This window comes from Gordonia sp. NPDC003429 (genome assembly GCF_053588575.1).
In genome coordinates this window covers 602,583-616,318 of the sequence record NZ_JBSFQF010000001.1, presented here as the reverse complement: position 1 = coordinate 616,318, position 13,736 = coordinate 602,583, and the positions used below count along the sequence as shown (strand labels likewise).

General features: G+C 66.1%; 12 protein-coding genes. 10 read left to right on the top strand and 2 right to left on the bottom strand.

The window, feature by feature from the left end:
• Positions 1-106 precede the first annotated feature (106 nt).
• The 8 genes from sdhC to ACWDSI_RS02815 all read left to right on the top strand — a co-directional run bounded on the left by sdhC (position 107) and on the right by ACWDSI_RS02815 (position 8,789).
• A complete protein-coding gene (gene sdhC / locus ACWDSI_RS02850) occupies positions 107-511 on the top strand; it encodes a succinate dehydrogenase, cytochrome b556 subunit (protein WP_449746090.1) in 405 nt (134 codons plus the stop codon).
• 10 nt (positions 512-521) lie between these two features.
• On the top strand, positions 522-980 hold the full coding sequence (locus ACWDSI_RS02845) for a succinate dehydrogenase hydrophobic membrane anchor subunit (protein ID WP_449746091.1): 459 nt from the start codon (positions 522-524) through the stop codon (positions 978-980).
• A gap of 14 nt (positions 981-994) precedes the next feature.
• Positions 995-2,755 carry a succinate dehydrogenase flavoprotein subunit gene (gene sdhA, locus ACWDSI_RS02840; RefSeq protein ID WP_449755607.1) on the top strand — a complete coding sequence of 587 codons (1,761 nt, stop codon included), beginning with the start codon at positions 995-997 and terminating at the stop codon, positions 2,753-2,755.
• A complete protein-coding gene (locus ACWDSI_RS02835; protein WP_449746093.1) occupies positions 2,755-3,546 on the top strand; it encodes a succinate dehydrogenase iron-sulfur subunit in 792 nt (263 codons plus the stop codon). Before sdhA ends, ACWDSI_RS02835 begins: the two co-directional genes overlap by 1 nt.
• Positions 3,547-3,854: 308 nt before the next feature.
• Positions 3,855-5,561 (top strand): APC family permease, encoded by a 1,707-nt coding sequence (locus ACWDSI_RS02830; RefSeq protein WP_449755706.1) that lies wholly within the window; start codon positions 3,855-3,857, stop codon positions 5,559-5,561.
• 93 nt (positions 5,562-5,654) lie between these two features.
• Complete coding sequence (locus ACWDSI_RS02825) at positions 5,655-7,160, top strand: APC family permease (RefSeq protein WP_449755606.1); 1,506 nt, start codon at positions 5,655-5,657, stop codon at positions 7,158-7,160.
• Positions 7,150-8,076 carry a universal stress protein gene (locus ACWDSI_RS02820; RefSeq protein ID WP_449755605.1) on the top strand — a complete coding sequence of 309 codons (927 nt, stop codon included), beginning with the start codon at positions 7,150-7,152 and terminating at the stop codon, positions 8,074-8,076. Before ACWDSI_RS02825 ends, ACWDSI_RS02820 begins: the two co-directional genes overlap by 11 nt.
• Complete coding sequence (locus ACWDSI_RS02815; RefSeq protein ID WP_449755604.1) at positions 8,073-8,789, top strand: type 1 glutamine amidotransferase; 717 nt, start codon at positions 8,073-8,075, stop codon at positions 8,787-8,789. The genes ACWDSI_RS02820 and ACWDSI_RS02815 overlap by 4 nt, the downstream gene beginning before the upstream one ends.
• A 14-nt stretch (positions 8,790-8,803) precedes the next feature.
• Here ACWDSI_RS02815 and ACWDSI_RS02810 read toward each other — a convergent pair whose 3' ends face one another.
• Together ACWDSI_RS02810 and ACWDSI_RS02805 are read right to left on the bottom strand one after the other, a co-directional pair.
• Positions 8,804-10,225 (bottom strand): NAD(P)/FAD-dependent oxidoreductase, encoded by a 1,422-nt coding sequence (locus tag ACWDSI_RS02810; protein WP_449755603.1) that lies wholly within the window; start codon positions 10,223-10,225, stop codon positions 8,804-8,806.
• Positions 10,222-11,736, bottom strand: a complete 1,515-nt coding sequence (locus ACWDSI_RS02805) for a gamma-aminobutyraldehyde dehydrogenase (protein ID WP_449755602.1) — start codon at positions 11,734-11,736, stop codon at positions 10,222-10,224. Before ACWDSI_RS02805 ends, ACWDSI_RS02810 begins: the two co-directional genes overlap by 4 nt.
• Positions 11,737-11,847: 111 nt before the next feature.
• Here ACWDSI_RS02805 and ACWDSI_RS02800 point away from each other — a divergent pair, with 111 nt between their 5' ends.
• Positions 11,848-12,312 carry an Lrp/AsnC family transcriptional regulator gene (locus ACWDSI_RS02800; RefSeq protein ID WP_449746099.1) on the top strand — a complete coding sequence of 155 codons (465 nt, stop codon included), beginning with the start codon at positions 11,848-11,850 and terminating at the stop codon, positions 12,310-12,312.
• Positions 12,309-13,685: an aspartate aminotransferase family protein gene (locus ACWDSI_RS02795; protein ID WP_449746100.1), complete on the top strand. Its 1,377-nt coding sequence runs from the start codon at positions 12,309-12,311 to the stop codon at positions 13,683-13,685. Before ACWDSI_RS02800 ends, ACWDSI_RS02795 begins: the two co-directional genes overlap by 4 nt.
• Positions 13,686-13,736: the final 51 nt, after the last annotated feature.

Below are 13,736 nucleotides of genomic sequence, written 5' to 3'. Positions count from 1 at the left end.
CGATGCCCTCAGCATAGGTTTAAAGTCTGTTGGATATGGGTCAAAGGTCACGCCGGGCCCGTCCGGCTGGCCGCGTCCATCGACGATGTTGGAGGCCAATTTCCCGATGAGTTCCGAGACCGAGGTCGCACCGGAGCCGGTGCGTAAGCGTTCCCTCTACCGCGGTGATCCAGGTATGTGGTCCTGGGTGCTGCATCGCATCACCGGCGTGACGATCTTCTTCTTCTTGTTCGTGCACGTGCTCGACACGGCAGTCATCCGGATCGATCCGAACAAGTACTCGGAGATCATCGAGACCTACAAGACCCCCATCATCGGCCTGATGGAGATCGCGCTGGTCGCCTGCGTGCTCTATCACGCCTTCAACGGTGTCCGCATCATCCTGGTGGACTTCTGGTCGAAGGGACCGAAGTACCAGCGTCAGATGCTGTGGGTGATCATCGGGCTGTTCGTCGTCGTGTTCGGCGCCGCGGCAATCCGGCTCCTGCAGATCCTGATCGACTCACTCTAGGAGAACCTCGATGACGACTTCCTCCTCGACACCGCACATCGCCAAGACGCTGGGTACCCAGCACGACCGGCCCGCGAGCCTCGACAACCCGCGGTCACCGCGCAAGCCCCGCGGCGGCAACTTCGAGAAGTGGGCATGGCTGTTCATGCGCTTCTCCGGCCTCGCCCTGATCATCCTGACCATCGGCCACATGTTCATCATGCTGGCCTGGGACAACGGTGTGCACCGCATCGACGCCTCCTTCGTCGCCGCACGCTGGCGTGAACCGTTCTGGCAGATCTGGGATCTGCTGATGCTGTGGCTGGCCCAGCTCCACGGCGGCAACGGTGTCCGCACGGTGATCGCCGACTACTCCCGCAAGGACACCACCCGCTTCTGGCTCAACGTGCTCCTGGGCATCTCGATGATCCTCGTCCTGACCCTGGGCACGTACGCGCTGCTGACCTTCGACGCGAACAGCGTCAGCTAAGGAGACCAACACCGATGCAGGAACACCGCTACGACGTCGTCATCGTCGGGGCAGGCGGCGCAGGCATGCGCGCCGCGATCGAGTCGGCGCCCCGCGCCCGTACCGCCGTACTCACCAAGCTCTATCCCACCCGCAGCCACACCGGCGCGGCGCAGGGCGGCATGTGCGCCGCCCTGGCCAACGTCGAGGAGGACAACTGGGAGTGGCACACCTTCGACACGGTGAAGGGCGGCGACTACCTCGCCGACCAGGACGCGGTGGAGATCATGGCCAAGGAGGCCATCGACGCCGTCCTCGACCTCGAGAAGATGGGCCTGCCGTTCAACCGCACCCCCGAGGGCAAGATCGACCAGCGCCGGTTCGGCGGCCACACCCGCGACCACGGCAAGTCGCCGGTGCGTCGCGCCTGCTACGCGGCCGACCGCACCGGGCACATGATCCTGCAGACGCTCTATCAGAACTGCGTCAAGCACGACGTCGAGTTCTTCAACGAGTACTACGCACTGGACCTGTGCCTGTCGGAGAACGCCGACGGTGAGCCCGTCGCGACCGGCATCGTCGCCTACGAGCTGGCCACCGGCGAACTGCACGTGTTCCATGCCAAGTCGATCATCTTCGCCACCGGCGGATCGGGCCGGATGTACAAGACCACGTCCAACGCCCACACCCTCACCGGCGACGGCGTGGGAATCGTGTTCCGCAAGGGACTGCCGGTGGAGGACATGGAATTCCACCAGTTCCATCCCACCGGCCTGGCCGGGCTCGGCATCCTGATCTCCGAGGCGGTGCGCGGCGAGGGCGGCATCCTGCGCAACGCCGAGGGCGAGCGGTTCATGGAGCGATACGCCCCCACCATCAAGGACCTCGCGCCCCGCGACATCGTGGCCCGGTCGATGGTGCTCGAGGTGCTCGAGGGCCGCGGTGCCGGACCCAACAAGGATTACGTCTACATCGACGTGACCCACCTCGGCGAGGACGTCCTCAACGAGAAGCTGCCCGACATCACCGAGTTCTCGCGCACCTACCTCGGTGTGGACCCGGTGACCGAGTGGGTGCCGGTCTACCCCACCTGCCACTACCTGATGGGCGGCATCCCCACCAACGTCGAGGGCCAGGTGTTGCGCAGCAACAACAACGACGACATCGTGCACGGCCTCTACGCAGCCGGCGAGTGCGCCTGCGTGTCGGTGCACGGCGCCAACCGGCTCGGCACCAACTCGCTGCTCGACATCAACGTGTTCGGCCGTCGTGCGGGCATCGCGGCCGCCGAGTACGCCAACGCACACGAGTTCACCGATCTGCCCGAAGAGCCCACCGCGATGGTCGACGGATGGCTCCAAACGATCCTGTCCGAGCGGGGCCACGAGCGCGTCGCCGACATTCGCACCGAACTGCAGGCGTCGATGGACAACAACGCGTCGGTGTTCCGCACCGAGGAGACCCTCAAGCAGGCGCTCACCGACATCCACACCCTCAAGGAACGCTACGAGCACATCCGCGTGCACGACAAGGGCACGCGCTTCAACTCGGATCTGCTCGAGGCCATCGAACTCGGCTTCCTGCTCGAGCTCGCCGAGGTCACCGTGGTGGGCGCACTCAACCGCAAGGAGTCGCGCGGCGGTCACGCCCGCGAGGACTACCCCGACCGCGACGACGTGAACTACATGCGTCACACGATCGCCTACAAGAAGGGTGATGCGCTCCTGTCCGACATCGAGCTCGACTGGAAGCCCGTCATCCAGACCCGCTACGAGCCGATGGAGCGCAAGTACTGATGACCGTCACGCTGGAGAACAATCCGACGCCGTCGTCCGACGAGCCGCCGCTGCCACCGGTGCCCGACGAGGCGACCATGGTGACGCTGAAGATCTACCGGTTCAACCCGGAGAATCCCGACGCGCAGGGCTTCGAGAGCTTTCGGGTGCCGGCGCTGCCGACCGATCGCCTGCTGAACCTCCTGCTCTACGTGAAGGGCTACCTCGACGGCACCCTGACCTTCCGGCGCAGCTGCGCCCACGGCGTCTGCGGTTCGGACGCCATGCGGATCAACGGGGTCAACCGGCTGGCCTGCAAGATCCTGATGAAGGACTTCCTGCCCAAGGACAAGTCCAAGAGCATCACCATCACCATCGAGCCCATCAAGGGCCTTCCGGTGGAGAAGGATCTGGTGGTGGACATGGAGCCGTTCTTCGACGCCTACCGGGCGATCAAGCCGTTCCTGATCACCTCGGGCAACGAGCCCACCCGTGAGCGTATCCAGAGCCAGACCGACCGTGCCCGTTTCGACGACACCACCAAGTGCATCCTGTGTGCCTGCTGCACCACCAGTTGCCCGGTGTTCTGGAACGAGGGCAGCTACTTCGGTCCGGCGGCCATCGTCAACGCCCACCGGTTCATCTTCGACAGCCGCGACGAGGGCGCCCTGGAGCGGATGGACATCCTCAACGACTCCGACGGCGTGTGGCGGTGCCGCACCACCTTCAACTGCACCGACGCCTGCCCGCGTGGAATCCAGGTGACCCAGGCCATCCAAGAGGTGAAGCGCGCACTGCTGTTCTCGCGCTGACCACAAACCTTCTCTGCAGCCCGACTCGAGCCCGCAACCCCGTCCGGGGTGGCGGGCTCGAGTCGTGGGAGCACCGTCGGGAGAGAGTTCGCGGTCGATCGCCACGGGCCGATCGGTGCGCCACGGCCCCGCCATCGAGCAACGCAATTCGCGACAAATCGGTCTTATTCCTACAAATTCCGTTACCGCTGCGCGAAAACTCCGCGAAAACCGTAGTCTCTCCACAGAATTAGCAGTCGGGCCCGCATCGTCGCCGGGCCGCGGAGGGAGTTCCCGTGAGCGACAACACCACTGTTCCACCCACATCGATGTCATCGGTGGAGAGCAAGGGCCTCAAGGACGGCGCCCTGGGACTCGTCGGATCGATCGTGGTGGGAATGGCCTCCACCGCACCCGCCTACAGTCTGGCCGCAACGCTCGGACTCATCGTGGCCAGTGGCGGCTCGCTGCTGGCCGGTGTCAAGGCGCCGGCGATCGTGTTGATCGCGTTCATCCCGATGTATCTCATCGCGGTCGCCTATCAGGAACTCAACAAAGCCGAACCGGATTGCGGAACCACGTTCACGTGGGCGTCGCGAGCATTCGGCCCCATCGTCGGCTGGCTCGGCGGCTGGGGAATCATCGCCGCCGACGTCATCGTGATGGCGAACCTCGCGCAGATCGCCGGCGCGTATTCGTTCACATTCGTCGGAGATCTCGGCTGGCATTCGGTGGCCGACCTGGCTGACAACACCGTGTGGGCCACCGTTGCGGGCATCATCTGGATCGCGCTGATGACCTGGATCTGCTACCGAGGCATCGAGGTGTCGGCGCGACTGCAGTACGGACTGCTCTCCTTCGAGGTGATCGTGCTCGTGGTGCTCTCCGTCGTAGCCCTGGTCAAGGTCTACTCGCACCACGCGCTGCCCTACTCGATCACCCCGTCGCTGTCGTGGTTCTGGCCCAGCGGTATGGATTTTTCCAGCGTCATCGCACCGGCCCTACTCACCGCCATCTTCATCTACTGGGGCTGGGACACCGCTGTCGCGTGCAACGAGGAATCCGACGATCCCGGAAAGACACCGGGACGTGCCGCGGTCATCTCCACCGTGTTGCTCCTGGCGACCTACGCGATCGTCACGGTCGCGGCGATCGCCTTCGCCGGGGTCGGAACCACGGGCGACGGCCTCGGCAACCCCGACAACTCCGACGACGTCTTCCGCGCGATCGGACCCGACCTGTTCGGCGACAGCTTCATCGGTCACATCGGGTTGCTGCTGCTCTCGGCGTCGATCCTGACATCGGCATCGGCCTCGACGCAGACGACGATCCTCCCCACGGCCCGCACCACGCTGTCGATGGGCGTGTACAAGGCGGTGCCGAACTCATTCGCCAGGATTCATCCCCGGTTTCTCACCCCCACCGTCTCGACGATCGTGATGGGCGTGGTGTCGGTGGTGTTCTATCTGCTCTTCACGGTGATCAGCACCAACCTCCTCACCGCGCTGATCGGTTCGGTGGGTCTCATGATCGCGTTCTACTACGGCCTCACCGGATTTGCCTGCGTGTGGTTCTACCGCAAGACACTCACCCGCTCGACGCGCGATCTCTTCATGCGCGGCATCCTGCCGGGCCTCGGTGGCATCGTGCTGCTCGTCGTCTTCGTCTACGGCCTCATCCAGTACGCGAAGCCCTCGTGGCTCACCGACGACAACGGCAACAACGTCACGATCCTCGGGATCGGCGCTGTGGCCGTGGTGGGTATCGGCGCACTGCTGCTCGGCGTCGTGGTGATGATCGTGTGGTGGGTGATGCGGCCGGACTTCTTCCGGGGCGAGACACTTCCCCGCCGGAGCCACGACCTGCTGCTCGAGCCCGCCTACGGGTCAGACCCCAAGTTCGGGTTGCCCGACTCGGGGCTGATGCCCACGGTGATCGCCCCGGATCTCTCGAACCTACCGCCAGATCATGTCGCGGTGGAGACCGAGACCGGCGACGAGTTCGCCGACGACGACACTCCGCGCCCACCTGCCTGAGCTGCGATGCCCCCTCTTTCCGACATATCCGGCGAGGACTACTCCGCCTGGTTAGCCTTATCCCCATCATGTCCTCATGAGTGGGAGATCACCATGCCACAGAGCGTCCACGCCGAGATCCAGGCAGGCGAAAAGGGTTTGCGAGCGGGGTCGATCGGCCTGCTCGGCAACGTCATCATCGGACTGTCGGCGGTGGCGCCGGCCTACAGTCTGGCCGCCACACTCGGCTACGTGGTGGTGGCGGTCCACACCAAGGCGCCGGCCATGTTCGTGGTTGCCTTCATCCCGATGCTGCTGGTGGCGTTCGCATATCGGGAGTTGTCCCGCGACACACCCGACTGTGGCACCACATTCACCTGGGGCACCAAGGCTTTCGGACCCTGGGTCGGGTGGATCGGCGGCTGGGGTCTTGCCGTCTCGGCGATCATCGTCCTGGCCAACGTCGCCGAGATTGCCGCGGTCTACCTGTTCAAGTTCCTGCACCTCGACTTTCTTGCCGAAAGTCCTTGGGCGAAGGTGGCACTGGGCTGTTTCTTCATCGTGGTGATGACTTACGTCAGCATCCGCGGCATCGTGATCAGCGAACGCATGCAGTCGGTGCTGATGTTCATCCAGTTCGGCATCCTCATCCTGGCCAGCGTCATCGCGCTGGTGAAGGTCGCCACCGACCACGCCGGACCGCAGGCGGCCACCCCCGAACTCGGGTGGCTGTGGCCGGGGGGCTTGAGCCAGTCGGAGATCGCCGCCGCGGTGATCCTGTGCATTTTCATCTACTGGGGCTGGGACGCCTGTCTGGCGGTCGGCGAGGAAACCAAGGACCCGGAGAAGACCCCGGGCCGCGCCGCCGTGATCACCTGCCTCATCCTGGTGGCCACCTACGTGCTCGTGGCCTACGCGGTGGAGGCATTCGCCGGATTCGGCACCACCGGGATCGGCCTGAACAATCCCGACAACGCCGACGACGTCCTGACCATTCTCGGCGAACCCGTCGCGGGTCCGGTGATGGCCTCGGCACTGCTTCTGGTGGTGTGCATCTCGGCGTTGTCGTCCACCCAGTCGACGATCCTGCCCACCGCCCGCGGCACACTGTCGATGGCCGTGTACAAGGCACTGCCCGCCCGCTTCGGGGTCGTCCATCCCCGCTACATGACCCCCGCCTTCGGCACCGCGGTGATGGGTGTGTCGGCGCTCGTGTTCTATCTGGTGCTCTCGATCGCCAGCCAGAACACCCTTGCCGACTCCATCGCCTCGCTGGGTCTCGCGGTGGCCTTCTACTACGGCATCACCGCGTTCTCGTGCGTGTGGTACTTCCGCCGCACCCTGTTCGACTCGGCGCGAAACTTCTTCATGCGCGGCCTGTTTCCCCTCCTCGGCGGCATCGCCATGGCGTGGGCGTTCATCAAGAGCGCCATCGACATGATCGCGCCCGACTACGGTTCCACCTCGGTCGGCGGCATCGGCGGTGTCTTCATCCTCGGTGTGGGCATGCTGGTCCTCGGCATCCCGCTGATGCTGGCCTGCTTTGCCAACGACCGTGAGTTCTTCCAAGGCAAGACACTCAACGCGAACACCGAAGTGAAGGTGCCCGATGTCTACTGATACTCCCGCTACTGATAATCCCGCTACTGATAATCCCGCTACTGGGAATCCCTATCGCCTCGCCGTCGGCTACATCAACACCCCGTCGGGCAAGGACGGCGTCGCCTTCGCGGCCGCACTCGCGGCGGTGACCGGTGCGGCCATCGACCTGATCTGTGTCCTGCATCCCGTGCCGTACGACGGCAATCCCGGGGTCGGCGGCTATATGGAACGCGTGGAGAACCAGGCCGCCGAGTGGCTCGCCGAAGGAGCGGCCCTCATCCCGGACGGCATCGAGACCCGTGCGGTGGTCACCGTGAACGACTCGTTCACCGCGGGACTCATCGAGATCGCCAGGCAGTCCGGCGCGGCGATGATCGTGGTCGGCGGGGCCACCGACGGTCTCATCCGCCGCCACCGCCTCGGCACGGTCAGCACCGAACTGCTGCATTCCTCCCCACTTCCGGTGGCGCTGGCTCCCCGGGGGTACGTCGAGCGCAGGCGGGTCAAGATCGACATGCTCACGGTCGCGGTCCCGGCGACCGACTCGGGGTCGAGCCCGCTGCCCTTCTCCCTGGGACTGGCCGAACTGGCCTCGATCGACATCCGGCTTCTCTCCCTTGTGTCCCTTGACCTTCCGTTCGCCGACGAGTCGAGTCTCGAGGCACGCAAACAGCAGGTCGCGGTCGCGCAGAAGCTGCTCGAGGACACTCGTGCATCGGTCGATCTGGACATCGACGTGGAAGTCCTCGTCGCCGACGGCGACACGCTCGACGAGGCCCTCGACAACCTGCCGTGGGACGACAACGACATCGTCGCCGTGGGTTCCGGCCGTCTCGGCGCCGACGACCACGTCTTCCTCGGCACCACCGCCGCCCGCATCCTGCGGTGGACCACGGCGCCGGTGATCGTGGTACCGCGGGACGCCACGCCGTGACGCCCCTGCGGATTCTCGAACTGCGCCACGCGGAACCGGAATCGCCCGGCAGCTACACCGATTCGCTGGTGAGACACGGCGGGATCACCACGGTTCGGGTTTGGCAGGAGCCGCTGCCCGCCGATCCGGCCGCCTTCGACGCCATCGTGGTGATGGGCGGCGGCATGGGTGTCAACGATGCCGACACGATCGCCTGGATCGGCGACGAGATCGGCTTCCTGCGCCGCGCGGTGGAGGCGGAGGTGCCCATCTGGGGTGTGTGCCTGGGCTCTCAGTTGCTGGCCGCCGCACTCGGCGCCGAGGTGACCACCGGTCCCGTCGGCGAGGTGGGTGTCTGTGAGGTCACCTGGAACGAGGCGGGCCGCGCCGACCCGGTCTGGACCGGTCTCTCGCCCACCACGTTTCCGGTGATGCAGTGGCACTTCGACACGTTCGCGCTGCCCGACGGAGCCACGCTGCTCGCGTCGTCGGATCGCTACCCACACCAGGTGTTCCGTCACGGCAACAGCTACGGGGTGCAGTTTCATCTCGAGGTGGACTCGCCGTTGCTCGACGCGTGGCTGGCGGTGCCGCACTACCGCACCGAACTCGAGAACGCGCTCGGCGCGGACGGCCCCGACCGCGTGAGCGCCGACATCGCGCGGGTGCAGACCACCACCGCCGCCATGGCCACCACCGCGATGACGCGCTGGCTGGCCCGAGCCGCGCGCTGAGAACGGCCGGGGCCTCAGCTGTCGAAGCCGAGCCCCACCTTGTCCATCACGGTGAGCCACGCACCGCGTTTGCCGTTACGGCGTTCGCTGCGGGCGATCTGATAGCGGGTGACGTTGATCCCGAACCAGCGCAACGGCTCCGGCGGAAACGGTAGGGGCTTGCTACGCACCATGTCGAGTTCGGTGCGTTCGGTGATCCGTCCGTCCACCAGATCGAGTGCGGTGGCCGCGGCGAAATGCGACGCCCCCACCCCGAGTCCGGTGAATCCCACCGCGGTCACCACCCGGCCACCGTGCGAGCGGTCCCAGAACGCACAGAAGCGCGAACACGTGTCGATCGCCCCGCCCCACGCGTGGCTCGCGGTGATTCCCTCGAGCTGCGGGAACATCTGCAGCAGCTGCTCGGCGAGGAGCGCGAACTCCTGCGGCTCCTGCTGATGACGTGGCGAGTCACCGGAACCGTAGTGGTACAACGCATCCCAGCCACCGAACAAAATCCGGTTGTCGGCGGTGAGCCGGAAGTAGTGGAACCGCGGGCCGCAATCGGCCAGTCCCTCACGGCCGGCCCAGCCGATCGATTCCAGTTGCGCGTCGGTGAGCGGTTCGGTGACGATGGCGTAGTCCCACACCGGCACCGTGTAGAGCCGTAGGCGCCGCACGAGTGAGGGACTCGCCGACGTCGCGAGCACCACCCGATCGGCGATCACCGCGCCGAATCCGGTGTCGGCGCGCACCCGGCCGCGGTCGGTCCGCACACCGGTGACCTCGGTGCGTTCGTAGATCCGCACCCCGAGCCGTTGAGCCGCATCGGCCAGTCCCCAGGCGAGTTTCGCGGGGTCGAGCATCACCACGTCCGGATCGAAGAGCGCCGACTGCACCATCGGCGAGTCCACCCGCTCGCGCGCCTGCTCCTTCGGCAGCAGCACCAGCTGCTCGCCGAGCAACGCCGCCGCCGAGGACATCTCGGCCAGTTCCTCGGTCTGCCAGTCGAAGTTGGCGATGTCGAGTTCGCCGGTGCGTTCGGCGTCGGCCGAGATGCCCAGCCGGCGGATCGCCTTCTCGATCTCGTCGAGGGTGTCGCGGCCCATCCGCAGCAGTTCGGGCAGTTCGTCGGCGAAACGCGCCTGCCCGTTGCCCAGACCGTGGGTCAGGCTCGCCGAACAGAAGCCGCCGTTGCGCCCGGAAGCGTGTTCGGCGATGCGGTCGCGTTCCACGAGCACGATGCTGCGCCCCGGATCGCGCTCGGCAGCCTGCACCGCGGCCCACAATCCGGTGAATCCCCCGCCGACCACCAGCAGATCGGCCGTCACCTCGCCGGTCAGCCGGGGCCGCGGCGCGGGCCGCTCCGGCCGGTCGAGCCAATACGACTCGGGTGCGGCGTCGGCGACCATCGCGATCCCGCGCGCGGTCGGCTCGGCTGCCCAACTCGCGGTCATTGCTCCACCTTCTGTTCGATAGCACTGTTGTCCGCGAAAACCGTCCGGTGCCAGGGCTTTGCGGCCACCGCGGTGATGTCGCTCATGACGTGTTTGATGGCGAGGTACTCGTCGAGGGAGTAGGTGGACATGTCCTTGCCGAAGCCGGATGCGCCGACTCCCCCGTGTGGCATCTCGCTGACGATCGGGATGTGGTCGTTGATCCAGACGCACCCGGCGTGGATCTCGCGTCCGGCGAGCTGCGCCCGGTACACGTCGCGGGTCCACGCCGATGCCGCGAGCCCGTAGACGGTGTCGTTGGCACGCCGGATCGCGTCGGCGTCGTCGGCGAAGGAGCTCACCGTCAGCACCGGCCCGAACACCTCGTCGCGGTAGATCTCCGAGCGTTCGTCGACGTCGGCGATCAGAGTGGACGGATAGAAGCATCCCGGACCGTCGGGGACTCGCCCGCCGGTGACCACCCGGCCGCCTTCGCCCGGGGCTCGCGCCACCATCGCGGCCACCTTGTCGCGGTGGGCGTGCGAGATCAGCGACCCCATGTCGGTGGCCGGATCACGCGGATCGCCCACCCGCACCGATGCCATGAGATCGGCGACGCCGGAGACGAATTCGTCGTAGAGCTCGCGTGCCACGATCGCGCGGGTGGCGGCCGTGCAGTCCTGGCCCGCGTTGATCAGCGATCCCGCCACCGCCCCCTGGATCGCGGCGTCGAGATCGGCGTCGTCGAACACGACGAAGGGCGCCTTGCCGCCCAGTTCGAGTTGTACGCGCGTACCGTTCACCGCGGCCTGAGCCATCACCATCCGACCCACCGCGGTGGAGCCGGTGAAGGTCACGATGTCGACGCCCGGGTGACCGGCGATGGCCGCGCCGACCTGTGCGCCGGTGCCGACGAGGACGTTGAACACGCCGTCGGGCAGTCCGGCCTCGGTGGCCAGCCGGGCGAGCGTCAGGGTGGTCAACGGCGTGATCTCGGCGGGCTTGAGCACCACCGCACAACCGGCGGCGAGTGCCGGGATCACCTTCCACACGGCCATCTGCAGCGGGTAGTTCCACGGGGTGATCGACCCCACCACTCCCACCGGCTCACGCCGGATCGACGACGTGTGGTCGCCGGAGTATTCGGCAGCCGCCTTACCCTCCAGGTTCCGGGCCACACCGGCGAAGAACTCGATGTTGTCCTGGCTGCCGGGCACATCGAACTCGGTGGCCAGCCTGATCGCCTTGCCGGTGTGCGAAACCTCCTCGGCGGCCAGCACATCGGCGGCCTCGGCCACCAACCCGGCGAGCCTGGTCAGCACCGCAGCCCGCTCGGCCGGCGTGGCACGACCCCAATCATGTTGCGCGCGCCGCGCATTCATCACGGCCAGGTCGACGTCGCCGCCGCCGGCGAGGTTCAGGGTCGCCACCGGCAGGTCGGTGGCGGGATCGTTCACGGTGTGCGCCGCGCCGCCCGCGACATACGCAGTTCCGTCGAGCCATCCCGCCGCGATACTCGTAGTGGTGGACATGGGCTGCAATAGTACCTGCGCAACTACTGATTCACGACTTCAATGCCGAATCAAGTATCGATAACGACAGTATCTGTTGCATCTGATTGCGGATTCCGTCACGATCATGGGGTGGCCGAACCCGTTCCCCCGCATCTCGACGCGACCGCGAAGAAGATCATCGAAGAGCTTCAGTCCGATGGTCGAAGTTCGTATGCGTCGATCGGCAAGTCCGTCGGCCTGTCGGAGGCGGCGGTCCGCAACCGCGTGCAGAAGCTCAACGAAAGCGGGCTCCTGCAGATAGTGGCGGTGACCGATCCGCTGAAGCTGGGGTTTTCCCGGCAGGCGCTGATCGGCATCCGGTGTACCGGCGACACCGAGGCGCTCGCCCGCCAGCTCGCCGAACACACCGAGATCGACTACGTGGTGCTGACCGCAGGCACCTTCGACATCGTGATCGAGGTGGTCTGCGAAGACGACGATCACCTGCTGAGCATCATCAACCGAACGGTGCGCACACATCCCGAGGTCAACGCGACCGAAACCCTCGTCTATCTCAAATTAGTGAAACAGCAATACAATTGGGGAACCCGATGACCATCACCACCTCGCCGAGTCTGCTCGGCGAACGCAGCGCCGCACACTTGTGGGGACACTTCAGCCGGCACGGCGGAGGCCTCACGCCGCCGGTCATCACCCGCGGCGAGGGCGTTCGCATCTTCGACGACCGAGGCCGCAGCTACCTCGACGGGCTGGCCGGATTGTTCGTGGTCCAAGTGGGTCACGGGCGCGAGGAGCTCGCCGACGCCGCCGCCAAGCAGGCGCGGGAACTCTCCTTCTTCCCGCTGTGGTCCTATGCCACGCCCCCGGCCATCGAACTCGCCGAACGCCTCGCCGCCTACGCTCCCGGCGACCTGAACCGGGTGTTCTTCACCACCGGCGGCGGTGAAGCCGTCGAAAGCGCTTGGAAACTGGCCAAGCAATACTTCAAGCTCACCGGAAAACCGTTGAAGCACAAGGTGATCTCACGATCCATCGCCTACCACGGCACCCCGCAGGGCGCGCTGGCGATCACCGGTATTCCCGACCTGAAGAAGATGTTCGAACCGTTGACCCCGGGCGGGTTCCGCGCACCGAACACCAACATCTACCGCGCCCCGGACGAAGATCTGGCGGCAGATCCCAAGAAGTTCGGCCGCTGGGCCGCCGACCGCATCGCCGAGGCGATCGAGTTCGAGGGTCCCGACACCGTCGCCGCCGTCTTCCTCGAGCCCGTCCAGAACGCCGGTGGGTGTTTCCCGCCGCCGCCCGGCTACTTCGAGCGGGTCCGCGAGATCTGCGATGAGTACGACGTTCTTCTCGTCTCCGACGAGGTGATCTGCGCGTTCGGCCGGATCGGATCGATGTTCGCCTGCGAGGACTTCGGCTACACCCCCGACATCATCACGTGCGCCAAGGGGATGACGTCGGGCTACTCCCCCATCGGTGCGATGATCGCGAGCGAGCGACTCTTCGAACCGTTCAACGACGGCATCACCACGTTCGCGCACGGCTACACGTTCGGAGGGCACCCCGTCTCCTCGGCGGTCGCGCTGGCCAACCTCGACATCTTCGAGCGCGAGGGCCTCAACGATCACGTCAAGAGCAGCGCCCCCGCGTTCCGCGCGACTCTCGAGAAGCTCCACGACCTGCCGATCGTCGGCGATGTGCGCGGCGAGGGCTTCTTCTACGGGATCGAACTCGTCAAGGACAAGGCCACCAAGGAGACGTTCTCCGAAGCCGAGTCCGAACGGATTCTGCGCGGCTTCCTGTCGACGGCGCTGTTCGACGCGGGCCTGTACTGCCGCGCCGACGATCGCGGGGACCCGGTCATCCAGCTCGCGCCGCCGCTGATCAGCGGGCAGGCCGAGTTCGACGAGATGGAACAGATCCTGCGCCACGTCCTCACCGAGGCGTACACGCTGCTCTGAGACGCCGCCGTCCGCCGGTGCTAGTCTCACCAGCGGTGTACCGGCGGACCA